This window comes from Collinsella sp. TF08-11AT, assembly GCF_003437035.1.
GTDB lineage: Bacteria > Actinomycetota > Coriobacteriia > Coriobacteriales > Coriobacteriaceae > Collinsella.
Map to the genome: position 1 here is coordinate 35,918 of NZ_QSRL01000014.1, position 19,773 is coordinate 55,690.

The 19,773-nt window shown below is 59.8% G+C and carries 16 protein-coding genes and 1 other RNA gene; 13 read left to right on the plus strand and 4 right to left on the minus strand.

Annotation, left to right across the window (positions count from 1 at the left end; translation table 11 throughout):
• Nucleotides 1-137 precede the first annotated feature (137 nt).
• Nucleotides 138-1,142, minus strand: a complete 1,005-nt coding sequence (locus DXC79_RS08590) for a helix-turn-helix transcriptional regulator (RefSeq protein ID WP_158551004.1) — start codon at nucleotides 1,140-1,142, stop codon at nucleotides 138-140.
• Between the two features lie 114 nt (nucleotides 1,143-1,256).
• Here DXC79_RS08590 and DXC79_RS08595 point away from each other — a divergent pair, with 114 nt between their 5' ends.
• The 5 genes from DXC79_RS08595 to DXC79_RS08615 all read left to right on the plus strand — a co-directional run bounded on the left by DXC79_RS08595 (nucleotide 1,257) and on the right by DXC79_RS08615 (nucleotide 7,939).
• On the plus strand, nucleotides 1,257-3,083 hold the full coding sequence (locus DXC79_RS08595; protein WP_199408683.1) for an ABC transporter ATP-binding protein: 1,827 nt from the start codon (nucleotides 1,257-1,259) through the stop codon (nucleotides 3,081-3,083).
• A complete protein-coding gene (locus DXC79_RS08600) occupies nucleotides 3,084-4,841 on the plus strand; it encodes an ABC transporter ATP-binding protein (RefSeq protein ID WP_117635893.1) in 1,758 nt (585 codons plus the stop codon). It abuts the gene before it with no gap.
• A gap of 195 nt (nucleotides 4,842-5,036) precedes the next feature.
• Complete coding sequence (locus DXC79_RS08605) at nucleotides 5,037-5,282, plus strand: DUF6110 family protein (RefSeq protein WP_055250999.1); 246 nt, start codon at nucleotides 5,037-5,039, stop codon at nucleotides 5,280-5,282.
• 78 nt (nucleotides 5,283-5,360) lie between these two features.
• A complete protein-coding gene (locus DXC79_RS08610; protein WP_233503089.1) occupies nucleotides 5,361-7,376 on the plus strand; it encodes a heavy metal translocating P-type ATPase in 2,016 nt (671 codons plus the stop codon).
• 74 nt (nucleotides 7,377-7,450) lie between these two features.
• Nucleotides 7,451-7,939 carry a PIN domain-containing protein gene (locus DXC79_RS08615; protein WP_158551005.1) on the plus strand — a complete coding sequence of 163 codons (489 nt, stop codon included), beginning with the start codon at nucleotides 7,451-7,453 and terminating at the stop codon, nucleotides 7,937-7,939.
• Between the two features lie 58 nt (nucleotides 7,940-7,997).
• On the opposite strand, the gene DXC79_RS08620 is transcribed toward DXC79_RS08615, so the two are convergent.
• Complete coding sequence (locus DXC79_RS08620; protein ID WP_117635896.1) at nucleotides 7,998-8,432, minus strand: hypothetical protein; 435 nt, start codon at nucleotides 8,430-8,432, stop codon at nucleotides 7,998-8,000.
• Nucleotides 8,433-8,669: 237 nt separating this feature from the next.
• On the opposite strand from DXC79_RS08620, the gene ssrA reads away from it, so the two are divergent.
• From ssrA to DXC79_RS08660, 8 genes are all read left to right on the plus strand, one after another.
• Nucleotides 8,670-9,033: a transfer-messenger RNA gene (ssrA, locus tag DXC79_RS08625) on the plus strand.
• Nucleotides 9,034-9,711: 678 nt separating this feature from the next.
• The gene (locus DXC79_RS08630) at nucleotides 9,712-10,590 is read left to right on the plus strand and encodes a patatin family protein (protein WP_117635897.1); all 879 of its coding nucleotides are present in this window, start codon (nucleotides 9,712-9,714) and stop codon (nucleotides 10,588-10,590) included.
• A gap of 194 nt (nucleotides 10,591-10,784) precedes the next feature.
• The gene (gene rplM / locus DXC79_RS08635) at nucleotides 10,785-11,228 is read left to right on the plus strand and encodes a 50S ribosomal protein L13 (protein ID WP_022094635.1); all 444 of its coding nucleotides are present in this window, start codon (nucleotides 10,785-10,787) and stop codon (nucleotides 11,226-11,228) included.
• 2 nt (nucleotides 11,229-11,230) lie between these two features.
• The gene (gene rpsI, locus DXC79_RS08640) at nucleotides 11,231-11,626 is read left to right on the plus strand and encodes a 30S ribosomal protein S9 (RefSeq protein WP_022094634.1); all 396 of its coding nucleotides are present in this window, start codon (nucleotides 11,231-11,233) and stop codon (nucleotides 11,624-11,626) included.
• A gap of 123 nt (nucleotides 11,627-11,749) precedes the next feature.
• Nucleotides 11,750-13,087: a phosphoglucosamine mutase gene (glmM, locus tag DXC79_RS08645; protein ID WP_117635898.1), complete on the plus strand. Its 1,338-nt coding sequence runs from the start codon at nucleotides 11,750-11,752 to the stop codon at nucleotides 13,085-13,087.
• A 101-nt stretch (nucleotides 13,088-13,188) separates the two neighbouring features.
• Nucleotides 13,189-13,656, plus strand: coding sequence for a PTS glucose transporter subunit IIA (locus tag DXC79_RS08650; protein WP_369831898.1), 468 nt, complete (start codon nucleotides 13,189-13,191; stop codon nucleotides 13,654-13,656).
• Nucleotides 13,657-13,928: 272 nt separating this feature from the next.
• On the plus strand, nucleotides 13,929-14,657 hold the full coding sequence (gene nagB, locus DXC79_RS08655) for a glucosamine-6-phosphate deaminase (RefSeq protein ID WP_055251013.1): 729 nt from the start codon (nucleotides 13,929-13,931) through the stop codon (nucleotides 14,655-14,657).
• Between the two features lie 448 nt (nucleotides 14,658-15,105).
• On the plus strand, nucleotides 15,106-18,105 hold the full coding sequence (locus DXC79_RS08660) for a BTAD domain-containing putative transcriptional regulator (protein ID WP_117635900.1): 3,000 nt from the start codon (nucleotides 15,106-15,108) through the stop codon (nucleotides 18,103-18,105).
• 69 nt (nucleotides 18,106-18,174) lie between these two features.
• On the opposite strand, the gene DXC79_RS08665 is transcribed toward DXC79_RS08660, so the two are convergent.
• Both DXC79_RS08665 and DXC79_RS08670 read right to left on the minus strand, forming a co-directional pair.
• A complete protein-coding gene (locus DXC79_RS08665) occupies nucleotides 18,175-18,474 on the minus strand; it encodes a YhbY family RNA-binding protein (RefSeq protein WP_006234690.1) in 300 nt (99 codons plus the stop codon).
• A gap of 158 nt (nucleotides 18,475-18,632) precedes the next feature.
• A complete protein-coding gene (locus DXC79_RS08670) occupies nucleotides 18,633-19,316 on the minus strand; it encodes a hypothetical protein (protein WP_117635903.1) in 684 nt (227 codons plus the stop codon).
• Nucleotides 19,317-19,773 lie beyond the last annotated feature (457 nt).

Consider the following 19,773-nt stretch of genomic DNA (forward strand, 5'->3'; position numbering starts at 1 on the left):
CTTCTTTGCGTGCGGAACTCATTTTGAGCAAGCACCCGCCCTGCCGGGGCTCCCGGGTTCTGCAACGACTCGGCCGTTCGGGTCAGGTAGGCTGAATGGAATTTGGTGAATGAGGGCGCCGTTGGCGCCCTCATTCTTTATATATGTTGGGAGCGCCAAGCGGTGGGGGTGGTGCCGGTGTGTTGCTTGAAGGCTTGGGCGAAGGCGGCCTGCTGAGGGTAGCCTAGACGCTCTGCGACCTGCGCTATCGTGAGCGAGCTATCGGCCAAAAGGTCCTGTGCTCGCTCCATACGGCGTCTGCGGATGTAGGCGCCCAGGGACTCGCCAGTTTGGGCCTTAAAGGTGGCGCATAGCTTGGAGCGGCTTGTGTAGAGCCTCTCGGCCACCTCGTTGATACCCACATGTTTGCCCTTGTCGAGCGAGTGTTCTACAAGGCTCGTCGCTTCCTCGGCAATGGTCACGCTGGCGCGTGTGTCTGCCGCCTGCTGCGCCTGCTTGTGGGCCGCGCGCGAACAGGCGAGCTCCGCGACCATGGTCTCCACGATGCCCTGCATATAGACGTGTCCGCCTGCGGTGCGGGCGCGGTCCTCGTTAATCCGGCGCAACGTGTGGCAGATGGCAGACGTCGCCTCCTCGTGCCATGGTTCGGCAAACGCCTCAAAGACCCCTGCGAACTCGGTGGGATAGCGGTGCTCCAGCTCGTCAAAATATCCAGGCAAAAAGAGCACCGAGCGCGAGTGATAGAGCCGCCCTGCAAACAGTGGGCTTAACTCCTCGCCACAGTTATCTTGGATAAAGCTGCACACGGCATTGTTTGGCCACGGTCCATGCAGGGGTTTAAGGTTCGCAGGCGTTATGCCGGCTTCGGGCATGCACATGAGCGTGGGCGCGCTGACCTCGCTCACGCACGCGTACGGTTCGGGTGTGTATTCGGCCAGGTACATATCGTGCGTCGGGGTAATGTAATGCTCCATGACGATGCAGGCAGGGGAGAGGGGCATGATCCATGCGCGTCCGTGCGCCCGATCGTTTGCCACCTCGCCGGTAAAGACGGCGCCCTTGCCGGTAAGCTCCAGGCCAAACTGCTCAAACTGCGGTGCGTAGAGCTCGGTTATGTCGGTCGCTGCCCGCCGTATTTGCAAAAGCGTCCCCTTCATTTGCGAAAACGTCCACGCCTGGCCCAATTGTGTGCCTTGGCTAACACGCCCATGATAAGTTTCTTACGGTTAACTCTCAAGCCGTTAGAAAGGAATCTCATGGCAAAGGGATCAAAAAAGGAAGGCGGCGGTATCGGCGAGCTGCTTGCATATGCCGGCGACCGTAAATTCCTAACATATTTGGGTATGGCCCTCTCGGCGTTCTCGCAGCTGCTGAGCTTTGGCCCGTACGTGTGCATTTGGCTTGTCGCGCGCGATCTGATCGCCGTGGCACCTAACTGGAGCGAGGCCACCGACATCGCGATGTATGGTTGGTGGGCCGTCGGTTTTGCCCTGGTGAGCATCGTGATTTATTTCGTGGGGCTCATGTGCACACACCTATCCGCGTTTCGTTGCGCGTCCAATATCCGCAAGGCTACGAGCGAGCACCTGCTTAAGCTGCCGCTTGGCTACTTTGACACACACGCCACCGGTGAGCTGCGCCGTATCGTAGACGGATGCGCCGCCTCCACCGAGACCCTGCTCGCGCACATGCTACCCGATATCGCCGGCGCCACCGCCATGGTCGCAGGTCTGCTCGTGCTGCTTTTCGCCCTCGATTGGCGCTTGGGCGTGGCATGCCTTATCTCGGTCGCCGTTTCGCTTGGCGCCATGGCCACCATGATGAGCGGCAAGGGCGCCGAGTTCATGAAGGCCTACATGGGCGCGCTGGTCAAGATGAACAAGACCGGTACCGAATACGTACGCGGCATTCCCGTGGTCAAGGTGTTTCAGCAGACGGTCTATTCCTTTAAGGCGTTCCACGACGCGATCGCCGAATACGCCGACATGGCACAAAGCTATGCGGGCACGTTTTGCCGAGGTCCGCAGGTACTCAACCTTACCGCGCTCAATGGTCTTGTGACATTCCTGTTGCCCGTGGCGTTGCTGTTGGCGCCGGGAGAGACGGACTTCGCGCATTTTATGGCCAACTTCACGTTTTACGCGATATTTTCGGCCGTGGTACCGACGGCCATGACCAAGCTCATGTTTGTGGGCGAGGCCTCTCAGATGAGTGCCGATTCGCTGGCTCGCATTCGAAGCGTCATGGATTCCAAGCGGCTCTCCGTGCCCGCGCAACCCAAGCACCCTGCCGGCGGCGACGTGCGATTTGAGGACGTGAGCTTTACGTACGAGGGTGCCGAAGCACCTGCCGTCGATCATGTGAGCTTTAGCGTTCCCGCAGGCAGCACCCTTGCGTTGGTTGGTCCCTCGGGCGGCGGTAAGTCAACCTGCGCAAGCCTGATCCCGCGTTTTTGGGATGTTTCCTCGGGTCGCGTGCTTGTGGGCGGCGTAGACGTTCGCGACATGGATCCGCATGAGCTCATGGGCCAGGTCGCCTTTGTGTTTCAGACCAACCAGCTGTTCCGCCAAACACTTGCCGATAACGTGCGCGCTTCCAAGCCTGGGGCCACTGACGACGAAGTGCGCGCGGCCCTCTCCGCGGCCCAGTGCGACGATATCGTGGCCAAGCTCCCGCAGGGCATCGACACCATGCTCGGCGCCGGCGGGGCGTACCTTTCGGGCGGTGAGGTCCAGCGCGTGTCGCTCGCCCGCGCAATTCTTAAGGACGCGCCCATCGTGGTGCTCGACGAGGCCACAGCCTTTGCCGACCCCGAGAACGAGGCGCTCATCCAGCGTGCCTTTAGCAAGCTGGCGGCGGGTCGCACAGTCATTATGATCGCGCACCGGCTTTCGACCGTGGTGGGGGCCGACAAGATCGTGGTGCTCAACCAAGGTAGCGTGCAGGAGACTGGCACCCATGCCGAGCTGCTGTCCCAAAACGGCCTGTACGCCAAGATGTGGGCCGAATACGAACAGGCCGCGAGCTGGAAGATCACTGCTGCGGCCGCTGATGTCGCCGCCGCGAAGGGAGGCGAGGCCTAAATGTTCGCCTCATTCCAAAAGAAGTATTTCCTATCCGATAAAGGCATCGCCGGCGTTAGGCGCGGCATTTTCTGGACCACGCTCACCAATCTCATCACTATGGCCGGCATGGGCTTTTTGTTCCTGGTCATGGGCGGTTTTGTCGAACATCTCGCCAGCGGGGCTGACCTGCCGGATGCCCTGCCGATTGTGGGCGGCCTCCTGGTCTTTTTCGTGTTGCTCTTTGCCTCTAACTGGCAGCAGTATTACTACACCTACTGCATCTTTTACGAGGAGTGCGGCAAGCAGCGTATGGAGATCGCCGAGCGCTTGCGCAAGCTGTCGCTGTCGTTTTTTGGCCGTCGTGATCTGGCCGATTTAACCGAGACCATCATGGGCGACGTCCAGGCCATGGAGCACGCCTACAGCCACGTGCTGGGAGAGCTTTGGGGTGCCATCATCGCAAGCGCCATTGTGTTCGTGGCGTCGCTGTTCTTTTGCTGGCAGCTGGCGATCGCGGCGTTTTGGAGCGTGCCCGTGGCCTTTGCCGTGCTGTATCTGACACGCGGCCCCATGACCCCGGTGTTCGACCATGTGCGCGCCGAGAAGGTCAAGGTTACCGAGGCGATCCAGGAGACGCTCGACTGCGTGTGCGAGATCCGCGCCACCAACCAGGAGGCTCATTATCTTGAGGGGCTCAACGCCGTGATCGATGCCGAGGAGCGCGAGACCACCAAAGGCGAGCTCGCCAATGGGCTTTTGGTCAACTCCGCCTTTGCCATCCTGCGCCTGGGGATTGCCACCACGTTGGTCACGGGCGCTGCGATGGTCGCCTCCGGCCAGGTCGACTTTTTGGTGATGTTTGCCTTCCTGCTTATGGTGAGCCGCATCTATGCGCCCTTTGATCAGGCGCTGATGCTGATGTCCGAGCTGTTTGCCGCCGAGTCGTCGGCCAAGCGCATGCGTTCCATCATGGAAGAGCCCGTGGCGCGGGGCAGCGAGCAGTTTGAGCCCGTAGGCCACGATGTGGTGTTCGATCACGTGGCATTTGGCTATGGTGCGGGCGAGGACGGCCGCGCCGGCGAGAAAGTTCTTACCGATGTGAGCTTTACCGCCAAGGAAGGCGAGGTCACGGCACTGGTCGGTCCTTCGGGCTCCGGTAAGTCCACGGTGAGCCGCCTGGCCGCGCGCTTTTGGGATGCCACTGCGGGCACGGTCACCGTGGGCGGCGTGGATGTTGCGAGCGTGGATCCCGAGGTGCTGCTGCGCGACTACGCCATTGTGTTCCAAGACGTGCTGCTCTTTGACGACACGGTGATGGGAAACATCCGTCTTGGTCGTCGCGATGCCACCGATGAGGAAGTGCTTGCTGCCGCGCGTGCCGCCAACTGCGACGAGTTTGTGAGCCGCATGCCGCAGGGCTATGACACTATGATCGGCGAGAACGGCTCCAAGCTGTCCGGCGGTGAGCGCCAGCGCATCTCTATCGCCCGTGCGCTGCTCAAAGACGCGCCTATCGTGCTGTTGGACGAGGCGACGGCGAGCTTGGATGTGGAGAACGAGACCGTGGTTCAGCAGGCGCTCTCCCGTCTGCTTGCGGGTAAGACGGTTATCGTTATTGCCCACCGTATGCGTACGGTGGAAAATGCCGACAAAATCGTTGTACTCAAGGATGGTGTGGTTGCCGAGCAGGGCACTCCGGCGCAGCTCAAGGCGGCAGGTGGAGAATTCGCCCGCATGGTGGCGCTGCAAAAGGAAGCAGCTACCTGGCAGTTGTAAGAAGGGGCAAAGGGACAGTCCCTTTCTCACATTGACAATCGGTTACTCCGCATCGTTAATTTTCAAAAGGTTAGCCATGGCTGACCTAGATAGTTAGATAAAATTGAGATATTTCAAAAGCGTGCTCGAGCAAACTTGTTTACTCGGGTGCTGAAGCACCATGCCGCGTCCAATGCGGCAAAAGGGAGAAGCAACATGAAAAAGTCGACGTTTAACACCCTGCTTGTTGGTGGCGGTTTTCTGCTTGGCACGGCCGGCATCAAGCTGCTTACCAGCGCTCCGGTCAAGAATGCCTGCGTGCAGGGTATCGCGTGCGGCATGCGCATCAAGAACGGCTACCAGGACATGGTCGAGCAGGCCAAGGCTAATGTCGACGACATGGTTGCCGAGGCTGCTTACATCACCCAGAGCGAGGCCGCTGCTGACGAGGCAGCCGAGTAACGCTCCCAGGTACAAACTATGAGATTCTCGATTATCAGCGAGATCCCCGGCAGGACCCGTCTTCAGTTGGCGGGTCCTGTGCCAGAGAGCGATCTCGATGCGCTTCTTAAGCTCAGCGGCGACATCGACGGCGTGCGCAAGGTGCGCGTCTACGGCCGTATTGGCCAGATGGCGCTCGAATACGACGAGCCGCACCGCGATGCCGTGCTGGCCGCCGTCGGTGCGCTCGACGCTCAGGCCATTGCCGACGCAAAGACGGGTTACGTGATGCAGCTCGAGCCACGCAAGCACAAGCTCGTCATGGATCTTGCCACACTTATCGGCGCCCACTATGCGCGCCGATGGTTTTTGCCCACGCCCCTGCGTGCGGTGTTTGTCGTGGCCGGTTACATGACCTTTTTGCGCGCCGCCCTCCGTGAGCTCGCGCAGCCGCGCCTGACCGTTCCCGTGCTCGACGCTTCGGCCATCGGCATTTCGTTCGTCAAACGTGATGTCGACACCGCAGGCCAGACGATGTTCCTGCTCAACGTGGGCGAGCTGCTCGAGGACTACACCCGCGCCATGAGCGAAAACGAGCTCATCAACTCGCTGCTCGACGTACCCGATAAGGCACAAAAAGTGGTCGGCGACATCGAGGTAAGCGTTGCCGCCACCGAGCTTGAGTCTGGCGATCTGGTCGCCGTGCGCACTGGCATGTCCATTTGCATCGACGGTGTTGTCGAGCAGGGGAGCGCTATGGTCAACCAGGCGACCCTGACCGGCGAGCCGCTGGCCGTCGAGCGCAGCGTGGGCGACGACGTGTTCGCCGGTACCGTCGTGGAAGACGGCAACATCTTGGTGCGCGTGCGCGCCAATACGGCCCAGACCAAGCTCCGCTCGATCGTCTCGCTCGTGCAGGCGGCCGACTCGCTCAAGTCCGAGGGCCAGTCGCATATGGAAGACCTCGCCAACAAGATCGTCCCGTGGAACTTTCTGCTTGCGGGCTTGGTTGCGTTCACCACGCGAAGCCTCATCAAGACCTCGGCGGCGCTGATGGTCGACTACTCGTGCGCACTCAAGCTCACGGGTTCCGTCGCCGTCATGACTGCCATGAGCGACGCTGCCAAGATGGGTGTTATGGTCAAGGGCGCGAAGTATTTTGAGTCGTTTGCCAAGGCCGACACCATTGTGTTTGATAAGACCGGCACGCTGACCGAGGCACAGCCGCGCCTGGCTTGCGTGCTTACCACCGATGGCTGGAGTGAGGACGAGATTCTGCGCCTTTCCGCTTGCCTGGAGGAGCATTTTCCGCATCCGGTGGCGCGTGCCGTGGTCAATGCGGCACGTGAGCGCGGACTCGAGCACCGCGAGCGCCATGCTGCCGTCGAGTACATCGTGGCGCACGGTATCGCTTCGTCCATTGAAGAGCGTCGCGCCATCATCGGTTCCGCGCACTTTGTATTCGAGGACGAGGGTGCGCAGCTTGAGTCCGACATTAAGGAGCAAATCGAGTCCCAGATGCAGGGCTTGTCGCCGCTGTACCTGGCGGTCGACGGCACGGTCGTTGGCGTGCTCGGTATCGAGGACCCGCTCAAACCCGGCGTGCGCGAGGCCATCGCCGACCTGCATGCGCTGGGCGTCAAGCATGTCGTTATGCTCACGGGCGATTCCGAGCGCACGGCCGAGCGTATTGCGCGAGAGGCAGGAGTCGACGAGTTTAAGGCCGAGCTGCTGCCCGAGGACAAGTACGCGTATGTAGAGCGCATTAAGGGCGAGGGGCGCCACGTTGCCATGGTGGGCGACGGCGTTAACGATTCGCCGGCACTCGGTTTGGCTGACGTGGGCCTGGCGATGGGTGGCGGAAGCGACATTGCCAAGGAGGTCGCCGACATCATCCTGACCGACACGGATCTCGCCGCGATCGTACGCCTGCGCCGTATGAGTCAGGGTCTCATCGACCGTCTGACAAGCTCGTATTCCAAGGTAATGCTCACCAACTCGGCGCTGCTGGCGCTCGGCATTACCGGCACGATTACGCCGCAGACGTCGTCGCTGCTGCACAATGGCTCGACGATTGCCTACAGCCTGAGCAACGCGAAGGCTTACCTGCATTAGCAGACGTGTTCGCCCACGTTATCTGGCCTGCGCCCAGACGGCATCGGTGTCGTCCGGGCGCAGGCCTTTTGCGTTTGGATGCCAACGTATGGGTTGATTCGTTTTGCGTCGACCATGCCGAGTCGCTTGCCGCGCGTGCGTTTATTGGACAGGCGACGGAGACGGGGGCATTGCTGTTCTTTCCGGTGCATATCGTCAAGGACGTGCTGTACGTTGTCCAACACGAGCTGAAGCGAAGCGTTCTTGCCAGTGGGGGAGCGCTCGACGAGGCATCTGCCCGTGCAATTGGCGATGCGGCGCCGGCGTTTGTTCGGAACATGACCGAAAACGCCACGGCCGTGGGCGCAGATGCGTCGGACCTTTGGCTGGCCGACAAATACTTAGCGCTCCATCGCGATTACGAAGACAACTTGGTGCTCGCCGCGTGCAAGCGCGCGCAGGTCGATTACTTGGTAACTAACGATCGCAAGCCGCTCGAACATGCCGATCTTGCAGCAAAGACACCTCGTCAAATGATGCCGATTCTTGCTTTGGCCGAACGCGGCGGCGCGGCTATCGGTTGACACGAACTGTTTGCGGGCCTCTTGGACGACGATGCGCCAAGGGGCCCGCGTCTGCTATTTACAAAAGCTCGGCCTTAATGGCGGGACTTTCTGCGAGCTGCTCGGCTGCCTTTTCGTCGGAGCTGTCGAGTGCTGCCAGGCTGCGGTAGACCCACTCGTTGACCTGGGTGTTCTTGACGCCTGCGGTCTGCATAAGGGCACCTACCTCGCGGATTGCTGCGAGCAGATCGGCTTTGGGACCCGCGAGCTCGACCTCGATGCCGTGGTAGGCGACCACGCCGCGGTTCTCACTCACGTGGTCGATAAAGCCCTCGACGGTCTGAAGCTGCTGGGCGAGAGCTGCATCATCGTCAACGTCCAGCGCGACGAGTGCGTTCGATACCGTGAGGGCGGGATGTCCGCAGGGGACAAAGCCTTCGATGACATCCATAGCTTCGGTAATGGTTGAGCCCAGGCCTGCGAGGGCATTGACGAGTTGCTGCTTGGTATCCATAACGGTCCTTTCGACGGGTCAATTTTGCTTGGCGAAAATATACGTGACGCGATCGGTAGCAAAAGTGTGAAGTGCGGCGCACATTGGGGTCTTCACAGCTCGTGCATAGAACAGCTGTCCGCTTTCAGAACGTGGTAAGATAACACTCCACAAGCGGGGCTCGCCCCGCATGTTCCTTGAAAAGTCGACGGGTGTTGGGTGCTCGTGCCCAATGCCATCCAGACTTTCCCAACATTCGGGGGCGACTGGTTTCGACGCGATAGCTCTGAGAGAGGAAGCAAGCCGAGGTCTCCTCGCCTCGTTAAACAGGGGTACCGTCAAATTGAATTGACAACAACTCTTCTTTTGAGCCTATGGCTCTCGCTGCTTAATTTATAGCGGCGCGTCAACCCGGTGATTTCCCCGACACCGGCGCGACGTCATTTTAGGGGAATGCTCCTGCGCACGTAATCGGTATGGCGCGGGCTAAGACCGAACCGGTTGGGACGCCGCGAGCGTGTCGCTGCGCGCAAAGCGTCCGAGACAAAACCAGCGACTGAGCTTGGAGATGCCAATCAGGGGGCTTTCGTGGACCGGAGTTCGATTCTCCGCGCCTCCACCATAAGTAACAGGCAGGTAGATACTCATATCTACCTGCCTTTTTATTTCTTGTCCGCACCGCGGAGAATCGAACTCTGTGCAGGGCGCGGGCGTAAAGAAAACGCGTAAGCGTTTTTAGCCCGCGGGCGAGGACGCCGGCAGGCGGCCGAAGCCGGTGCGGATTTGCGAAGCAAATACGCGGATTCTCCGCGCAAAGCCCCAGCCAAAACAGATGTGCTGCCGACGGCATTTCTGCTGGCTGTGCCCCGCGCCGACAGATCCCCTTCATCCGCGGAGAATCGAACTCTGTTTAGGGCGCGGACGTTAAGCAAACGCTACGGCAACGCAGGGTGGGACACGCTTTCCTAACGGCGGCCCAGGCGGAAAATCCATCCCGGAATTCCGGCTCAGACTGGGGTGCAGTTTCCGGATGACGCCTCAAGCGGAAACTGCATCCCGGAATCTTCATTCGGAATGGGATGCAATTTCCAAATGAATGGCTAGCGGAAAGTATATCCCGGAATCCGCGCTCAGAACGGGACACGCTTTCCTAACGGCGGTCCAAGCGGAAAGTCCATCCCGGAATCCCGCCTCAAACTGGGACGCACTTTCCGCTTCACCTGCCGCCTCGAAAAACCTGCGCGCCCTCCATCCCAAAACTGGGTAGAAGAAGGCCAAAACGCAATCGCAGGAGGTCAACATGACTGCAGAAGATAAGGCAAAGAACGCCGGCAAGGTCGCGCTCGTTTTGGAGGGCGGCAGCTTCCGCGGGCAATTTACCGCAGGCGTACTCGACGTTCTCATGGAGGCCGGCGTCGAGATTCCGGCGGTATATGGCGTATCGGCCGGCGCCCTCAACGGCGTGAACTACAAGTCGCACCAGATCGGCCGTGCCAACCGCATCAACCTGGCTTTCTGCAACGACAACCGCTTCATGGGCGCCGCATCGTTTGCGTCCACGGGCTCCATCGTGGGTTACGACTTTATCTTCAACGATGTCCAGGACCGCCTGGACCCCTTTGACAACGAGACGTTCGACGCGAGCCCCATCGAGATGTACGCCGTCGCGACGGACATGCTCTTTGGAACCGCCGCGTACCTCCCGGTCAAAAGCGCCGTACTTGACCTCGACGCCGTGCGCGCCTCGACCTCGTTGCCGCTGGTGACGCCGCCGGTCGAGATCGATGGGCACAAATACGTCGACGGCGGCGTAGCCGATTCGGTCCCCGTCGAGCACGTGCTGGAGGAGGCGGGCTTCGATCGCGCGGTTGTCATTGTCACGCAGGACCGCTCGTACGAGAAAAAGCCCTACGAGTTTATGCCCGCCGCACGCGCTCGCTATGCCGACTACCCCTACCTGCTCGAGGCTATCGAGACGCGCCATGACCGCTATAACATCCAGCGCATGCATCTATGGAAGTATGAGCGTGAGGGCCGCGCGCTGGTCGTTGCTCCGCAAAAGCCGGTCGAGGTCGGCCATGTCGAGCACGATCCGGCAAAGCTTTTGGACCTGTATATCCAGGGCCGTCAGGAGGCAAAGCGCCTGCTCGCGGAAATCCAAGAGTTCGTTGAGCGCTAGCGACGGCGAACCCTCAAAAAATGACAACAGCTAAAGAGTTGGAAAAATCACGGCTCGTGGATGACATGTGCAGAAACTCTGGTCGGAGCCAAAATACCTGTTGACTCGTACGGCGAGCGGGGTAATATGGACGGGTTACTTGCAGAGCCCCGTGAATCTCTGTAACAACACGTACTGTACATGGAGGAGTCTAAGTGATTTCGAAATCGACTCACTACGCCAAGCAGGGCGAGGTCCAGCGCAACTGGGTTCTCGTCGACGCCGATGGTGCTGTCCTGGGCCGTCTTGCCACCCAGATCGCAATGATCCTGCGCGGTAAGAACAAGCCCCAGTTCACGCCCAACAGCGACTGCGGCGACTTCGTTGTCGTCATCAACGCCGATAAGGTCCAGCTTACCGGTAACAAGGCCGACACGAAGACCTATTATCGCCACAGCGGCTACAACGGCGGCCTCAAGGCTGAGAGCTTCCGCCAGGCTATGGAGAAGCACCCGGAGAAGGTCATCGAGCGCGCCGTTCGCGGTATGCTGCCCAAGACCACCCTCGGCCGTGCCCAGATGACCAAGCTTAAGGTCTACGCTGGTGCCGAGCATCCGCACGCTGCCCAGAACCCCACGAAGATTGAGCTGGAGGCTTAAAGATGGCTGAGAACACCGTTGTCTACCAGGGTACCGGCCGTCGTAAGAACGCCGTCGCCCGCGTCCGTCTCGTCCCCGGCACCGGCAAGGTGACCATCAACAAGCGTGACGCCGAGCAGTATTTCGGCCGTCATCAGCTCGTTGAGAACGCCCTTGCTCCCTTCAAGGTGACCGACACCGCCGGTCAGTTCGACGTTATCGCTCTGTGCGATGGCGGCGGCATCTCCGGTCAGTCCGGCGCTCTGCGCCTGGGCATCGCTCGCGCTCTTCTGAACGCTGGCGACTACCGTGCCGACCTTAAGAAGGCCGGTTTCCTTACGCGCGATGCTCGCGTGGTCGAGCGCAAGAAGTACGGCCTCAAGAAGGCCCGCCGCGCTCCCCAGTTCTCCAAGCGCTAAGGTTTTATCTCCTTACGAGATACAATGTACAAGCGGGGCCTGCCGATTGCTCGGCGGGTCCCGCTTTTCATTTTCGACTAGAGTGGGCGACTGTGTTTTGCCTACTTGGGAAGGAGCGATCCTATGCCCCAGAACATCTTCGGTACCGACGGCGTCCGTGGCGTCGCCAACGCCGACCTCTCGTGTGACCTCGCGTTTCGCCTTGGCCGTGCGGCGACCAAGTTCCTTGGTCCGGACATTTGCATCGGTCGCGACACGCGTCTTTCGGGCACTATGCTCGAGAGTGCTCTGACCGCCGGCATTATGGCCGAGGGCGGCCGCCCGCATTGCTGCGGCGTTATCCCTACGCCGGCCGTGGCGCTGCTCACTGTCCAAAATGAGCTCGACGGCGGCATCGTCATCTCTGCTTCGCACAATCCTCCGGAGTTCAACGGCATCAAGTTCTTTAGCCGCAAGGGCATGAAGCTTCCCGATGCGGTCGAGGAGGAGATCAGCGCCTGGGTCATGTCCGAGGAAGCCATGGCTGCCGATACGCTGCCGACTGGCGCCGGCGTGGGCCACATTATCAAGATGAAGGACGCTCGCAAGGCATACGTCGACCACGCCATCGATACGCTTGATGGCCTGAGGCTCGATGGCCTGGTCGTTGCCGTCGACTGCGGTCACGGTGCTTCCTGCCAGACTACGCCCGCCGCGCTGCAGCGCCTGGGTGCCACGGTCCATGCCATCAACACCGATTACTGCGGCACCGACATCAATGTCGAGTGCGGCTCTACGCACCTCGAGCCTCTGCGCGAGCTCGTGCTGCGCACCCATGCTGACATCGGTCTGGCCCACGACGGCGACGCCGACCGCGTACTGTTCGTGGACAGTGAGGGCAACGAGATCGACGGCGACTACATCCTGGCTATCTGCGGCTCCGATCTGGCCGCTCGCGGCAAGCTCGCCAACTCCGAGATCGTCTCGACCGTCATGTGCAACCTGGGCTTCTCCATCGCTATGAAGGAGCAGGGCTTCGAGATGGTTCAGACCGCCGTGGGCGACCGCTACGTTCTGGAGCGTATGCTCGCGGATGGCGCCGTCATCGGCGGCGAGCAGTCCGGCCACATCATCTTCCTGGAGCACAACACCACCGGCGACGGTCTGGTGACGGCTCTGCAGCTGCTGGCCGCGCTCAAGCGCACCGGTCGTACCCTCACCGATCTTGCCGGCATCATGAAGAAGTATCCGCAGGTGCTCGTCAACGTGCATTCGGACAACAAGGCCGGCCTGGACGATTGCCAGCCCATCTGGGATGCCGTCGCTGCTGCCGAGAAGGAGCTTGACGGCCGTGGCCGCATTCTGGTGCGTCCGAGCGGTACCGAGCCGCTGGTCCGCGTTATGGCCGAGGCCGAGACGCACGAGCTGACCCAGCGCGTTGTCGACGACATCGTCGAGGTTGTCAAGCGCGAACTTCCCTAATGGTCAAAAACGAGTGCCAAGTGGTAAACTGTTAAGGCTATTTTGGTCGATTGGTATGTCCGAGGGGGAGCATGTTCACTAAAGTCCTAAGGTCTTTTGGTATGCGTGGTCGAGTCCTTACGCTGGATGCTCCCATCTCGGGCGACGTCATTCCGCTTTCCGAGGTAAACGACCAGACATTTGCCACCGGCCTTTTGGGCCAGGGCGTGGCGATTCAGCCTACCGGCACGCGTGTGATTGCACCGGCTGATGCCAAGGTCGAGGCCATTTTTCCCACGGGACACGCTGTTGCGCTTAACACGGTCGATGGCTTGGACGTGCTCATCCACGTTGGTTTGGACACTGTTCGGCTTGAGGGCAAGCACTTTACTGTACATGCGCAAGTGGGTGACATCGTCCATAAGGGCGATGTGCTCATTGAGTTCGATCGCGAGGCAATTGCTGCCGAGGGCTACGATGTGACGGTTCCCATCTTGGTGTGCAACTCCGTTGAGTTCTCGAGCATCAAGGGCTCCGTTGGCGTGCATGTCGAAGAGATGGACCAGCTCATCGTTGCTCGCGAGCGCTAGCAAGTGCACGTGGCCATTAGCCTACAATTCAAACACGTTTATGGAGGGCGCCCTTGAAAGAGGACGCCCTCCGTGGCAAGATGGGATTTGTCCGAAGCTAAAAGGCTTCGGGTCACCGTGGACGGGCAGGGGCCTCGACGCGGCTAGACACGAGACACATACATTACGCGACCTCGCCCTGGTGGCCGCACACGTTGGTTGCGGCCGACGCGGGCCGCGGGCAAGTGCTTGTAAGGGGAGCCTTGCCTCTCTTGTACGAGAAAGGACGCGTAATGAAGATCATTAAAGCTAAAGACTACGAGGATATGAGCCGCAAGGCCGCCAATATCATCTCGGCGCAGGTTATCCTCAAGCCCGACTGTGTGCTGGGCCTTGCCACCGGCTCCACCCCGATCGGTGCCTACAAGCAGCTCGCTGCTTGGTACGAGAAGGGCGACGTCGACTTTGCCGAGGTCAGCACCTACAACCTGGACGAGTATCGCGGCCTTTCGCACGACGATCCCCAGAGCTATCACTACTTCATGCGTGAGAACTTCTTCGATCACATCAACATCGACCTGAACAACACGCATGTGCCCGACGGTTCCAACCCCGATGCCGCCGCTGCCTGCTCCGAGTACGACAAGATCGTCGCCGCCGCCGGTTACCCGGATCTGCAGCTGCTCGGCATTGGCAACAACGGCCACATCGGCTTCAACGAGCCCGATGACCACTTCTCCAAGGGCACGCACTGTGTCGACCTCACCGAGAGCACCATTCAGGCCAACAGCCGCCTGTTCGACAGCATCGACGACGTTCCCCGTCAGGCCTACACCATGGGTACCCAGACCATCATGTATGCCCGCATGATCCTGGTCGTCGCCAACGGCGAGGCCAAGGCTCAGGCCGTGCATGACATGTGCTATGGTCCGGTTACGCCCGCGTGCCCGGCTTCGATCCTGCAGCTGCACACCAACTGCGTTGTCGTTGCCGACGAGGCCGCCCTTTCGCTCTGCGAGTAGCGCGAATCCTGCACCTCGACATAGCCTTGCCTAAGGCCTCCGCTTTGCGGGGGCCTTTTTGCTATCCCTTTCCGCCCACTTGACCAAAATCTTGCCGCAAGCTTGACGAATGCCGGATGCCCAACAGTTTGATTCATTCCATACCAGATTCTATGCAAAAATGCCACTAAAAGGTCGTAGACGGTAGCGGGTGCTAGGCGAGTTGAATGACATAGCTGAACCTTGTTCATCTGCGTTACACTGCCGTTTAGATGGGACAAGCTGACAAGCTCATTTACCTGCTTAAAGACCGATTAGTCGGGGGATTAATAACAATCGGCCCTCGCTGTACAAAAACTTGCCGCTTGCGTACCAAAAGACAACCTAGAACACAAGGTCGCTCTATTCATAGCGCGGCTTGTATGGTCTTGCGGTTACAGTGTCCATACGGTCGAGTTGAGGAGCGGGCATGGTAAACGATTTGGACAGTATAGACGACCTCGAGCTGATGCCGCTGGGCGGAGGCTATATGGTGCGACGCGAACGCTTGATGAATGAGCTTATCGCCAAGGGCCGAAAGGCTGGCATCGTGGTTCTTTATGCGCCCGACGGGTTTGGGAAGACCTCGGTGCTGCTGCAGTACACCCATGAGGTTAAATGCGACCCGACGCGAGGCCCCGTGCGGATTATCGAGGCCGATCGCGCCACTGGGCGCGAGGTGTTTATGCAGCTCGAGGTGGTTACCGAAGAACTCAAAGACAAACCGCACTCCCTTATCGCGATTGATAATGTGCCAAACCTCGATCAGCACGATACCGAAGACCTCATCGACAGGATTCGCGGCCTGCGCGCTATGGGGGTAGGGGTCTTTATCTCCTGCCGTCCTTCAAATCGTCAACTGATTCATGGGCTGGGCGATTCGGTTAAGATCAATGCGCAGATGCTCAAGGTGCATGCCTATGAGTATTCGGCGTGGGCATCGGCGTTTTCGATCAGCACATCGCTCGACTTTTATCAGCTCACGCAGGGCGTGCCCGAGCTCGTTTCGGCATTGCAGACGGGTCTGTATGGCCAAGGCGACGTAGCCGGTCTGCTCGAAAACGAGATTGTCAACGTATATGGCGAGGCACTTGTCGATCTGGCTTCGCTCGACAATAATGCGCTGTTTTGCGTGGCATGTCTCATGATTTTGATGGGCGAGGGCAATATCGCAGAACTCGAGGCTTGCGGGGTGAGACTATCGATGGTCGACCAGTCCTACTTCGTACGCGACTACCCGATCTTTGGCTTGGACCCCGCCGAGCGGAGTTTTACGTGTCTGGGCACGGAGGATAACGGACGCTTGCGCTTGCGTAAGTTGGTGGCCGAGGTTCGCCCCGAACTTGTTCCGAGGGCGGCCCGGATTTTGCTTAAGGCGGGCCGATGCGATGCGGCGATGGGCCTGGCGGACGCCTTTTTGGACCGTGATGCGGTCCTTGAACTTGCTGGGCAGTATGGGGTCGATCTGGCTCTGACGGGGCACGGGGCCGATATCTGCCGAGCAGCGCTGGGCACGATCGATGCCGAGGATCCGGCTCCAGAGCCAACGCCTGCCGAGGCGCTTGGCGTGTATTTGGCAGCGGTCAGCGTGTCCAATACAAAGCTCGCTCGCTATATGGCATCGGTCATCGAGCGCGGGGGCGAACGGGCGGCCTGTGAAATAGACCCTGTTTCATGGACGGTGGCCCGGACACTGACGGCTGTTTGCTATGGGGACAACGGGCTTGGGCTTCCTGCGAACCTGGCCGTGCCAGAAATCGAGACATCCCATACCGCACTCGATATGTTGTCTGCGCATATCGAGGTCAAGCGCTGCCTGACCGAGCGGGGAGATGACGGCGGCGTTCTACAGCAGCTCAAAACGAGCAAGGCCTACGACTGTGAGCTCGACATCGCGGGGATTGTTATACGGGCCGATAGCATGCTGGTGGAGCTCTTTGACGGGTCGTTTACGGGAACCGACGAGCGCGACGACGAGATGACGGTGGTGCGGGAGGCGCTCGACGTACGTGGGCTTAAGGCGATGGCTATCTGGGTGCGCATGGTGTTGGCGGCACGGCGGCTCCTTTCCGGCTTGCCGGTAACCGACGACGCGGCATTCAACGAGCTCGATCGTTTTGCCGTGCGCATGCGCGACAACCAGATTCAGCTGTTTGGCCTGTTGCTAGAAGGCTGGCAGTCGCTGGCAGAGGGACGGCCGGTTAATGCAAAGTTCCGTGCGGTCCAAGTGCTCAAACTTGCCGAGGAGTCGATTGCGTACATGCGCGATAACGCATTGCTGTTGGAGCGCGCGGCGTATCTGCGTAACACCTCGATGGTTTCGGTGCGCGAGGAAGCGGAGCTACTCGATATAAGCCAGACGCAGGTTGGTGGAGCGGAGGCCTGGATGGTGGCGCTGCATTTGGCCTGTGCGGGCCGAGACAGCGATCTTGCGGCCTGGATGTCCATGAATCGTGCGGGGATTCTGGAGCCATCGTATCGGCTCTTTGCGCGCCTTGCCATGCATTGTCTGGGCGAGCCGGCGACCAGGATTCGCAAGAAGCTTCCCGTGCGCGAGCTGTCGCGGTACTCGCTGCGCGATGATCTGGAAGGGGAGGGCGAGCGCCTGTTCCAGGCCGGCGAGGTTGAAGCCGTTGATACCATCGACCATATCGAGATTCGCATGTTTGGTGCGTTCCGCGCCGAGCGCGACGGGTTTCCCATCACGGACAAAATGTGGCGCCGCAAGAAGGCGGCGACACTTGCCGAGCGGCTTGCGCTGGGCATGGATGCGCTCGTCGATCGTGAGACGCTGGCCATGGAGTTGTGGCCCCATGCCGAGTTCAATAGCGCCCGCAACAACCTGTACTCGACGATATCGCGCTTGCGGTCGGCTTTGGGACCGACGCCGGATGGCAAGTCGTGTGTGCTCATCCAAAATGAATGCATCGGACTCAACGGCGACTACGTCAAGACCGATGTACGGCTGTTTGACCAGATAAGCCGCGAGGTTTTGGGAAATCGCACGGGTGCGCGCGGGCCCCATTTAGTTGAGCTGTGCCTTAAGATTGAGCAGCTTTATGCCGGACCGCTGTATGTTCCCAATGGCTGTAATCCCACCTACTTTTTGCGTATGCGACGCATTATGCAGTCAAAGTACATCGATTGCATGATTAAGGGAGCAAATGCCGCTCTAGAAGAAAACGATCTGCAGTCGGCGATTTGGCTGGCGGAGTCGGGTCTTCGACAGGAAACGGCGCGTGAGGATATGGTGCGCTGCGCCATGCGTGTCTACAGTGCGGCGGGGCGGAGGCGCGATATCGTCGAGCTATACAGTGGGCATATGCACCATCTGAGGGAGCAGGTCAATGGCGTGCCCGAGCCCGAGACGCGGCGTCTATACGAGCGCTTGGTGGAGGGGCGGCTCAATCGCGTGCTGGTCGAGCGATAAAAAACGGGCGCCCGAAGTACTTGGGCACCCGTAAGCTTGCTATGTGTTGGTTCGCCGGATCATTGACTCTTAGACGAGCTTGATCTTCTCGATGTCCTTGCGCGAGGACTCGCGATACAGCGAGAACTTGCGGCCGATGACCTGGACGACCTCGGCGTGGCAACGCTCAGCGAGCTCTTCGGCGGCCTCGCGGGCGGAAAGACTGGAGCCATCGAGCACGGAGCACTTAACGAGCTCATGCTTCTCCAGGTAGGCGACCGTCTGCTCGACGGTGCCCTCGTTGACATCGGACTTACCGATGATGATGGCGGGGTTGAGGTGATGGGCCATGCTGCGAAGCTGCTTGACCTGGGCTCCTGTCAGTGCCATGGGTTCTCGCTTTCTATGTATGGGGCGCCCCGCGACGGGGCCTTAATCTACGTGAGCTGTCCCACGATAGCGCAGGAACGGCGCGGTGTGGAGCGCGTTTGCCCAGTTCAAAAAGAATGCGGATGCCGAGTGAGTGGGCGGTGCGGGCTGCGAACAGGCTATGAGCTGGGCGCAGAGACCGGTTCCCATGCAATAAACGCCCAGCGAACCTTACGGATATGGTCGAGCATATAGCGCCCCTGCGGCACGCCCTTGGAGCCCGGCTCGCCGGCATGGGGGTTTTCGATCATGTGCTGAGCGATATAGTCGCGCAGGCGGTCGATCTTATCCTCGTTGCCATGCTCGAGCATACGGGAAAAATCCGCCACGCCTGCCTCAAGGCTATCGAAGGTATCGCGACGAGGCGATTCAAAGTATGTAACCTGCGGCAACGCACCCATCTGAATGAGGATGTTGAAGGCGTACACAAAGCCATTGCTGCAGGTAACCGAGGCGCCGATAGCGTTCATCAAGTGCAGATCATAGCGCGGGCTGGAGTTGGCGACCATCGTGACAGCACAACGCCGACGAGCCGTGCGGTCGAGCTTGGCAAGCGCATCTTTTAGATTGGTCGTCGTAACCGACCGACTGGCAAAGGCAACATCCACCGCTTTCGCGACCGGCCCAACCAAATCCCAATCATCATCCCAAGCAAGCTCAAGCGGCGTTATGCGCCCCTCGAGCCCGTAATACTCAATGCCGGCATCAAGGGTGCCCAACATAGCGGGGGAGAAGTCGGCTGCAATCACAGGATGCCCAGCCTGAGCAAGCGGAATAGCAATCGACCCAGCCCCACACCCCATATCAAGCACCGATTCACCAGGCTTTAACGCCAACAGCTTCATAAAGTCCCGGGCATACGGGGCAGTCTCCAACGGCCGAAAATGCCGAGCCCGCTTATCCCATTCAAAAGAATCATCAGCCCGCCGCCGACCAGCCTGCAAGCGCATCCATTCCTCATTCCAATCCGCAGAAAGCAGCTCAGATTGAATTACACCATCAGCCACGGGCCAACCTCCTAGCAACAAAAAAGCGACTCCTCCCAAAAGAAGAGCCGCAACAAGCATATATCAGAAAAAGAACCGCTCCAACGCCAAACCGCCACACCAACCAAGGCGGGCAGAAGCGAAGCGACTGCCACTGAGCCAGAACCCAGCCAAGGTTGAGATGTGCGAGGAGCCCCGCCGCCGGGCGGCAGACATATAAGGTCGATCGCGAGTTCCGCACGAGCCGGAGAGCACTTAATGTGCTCTCCGTGCG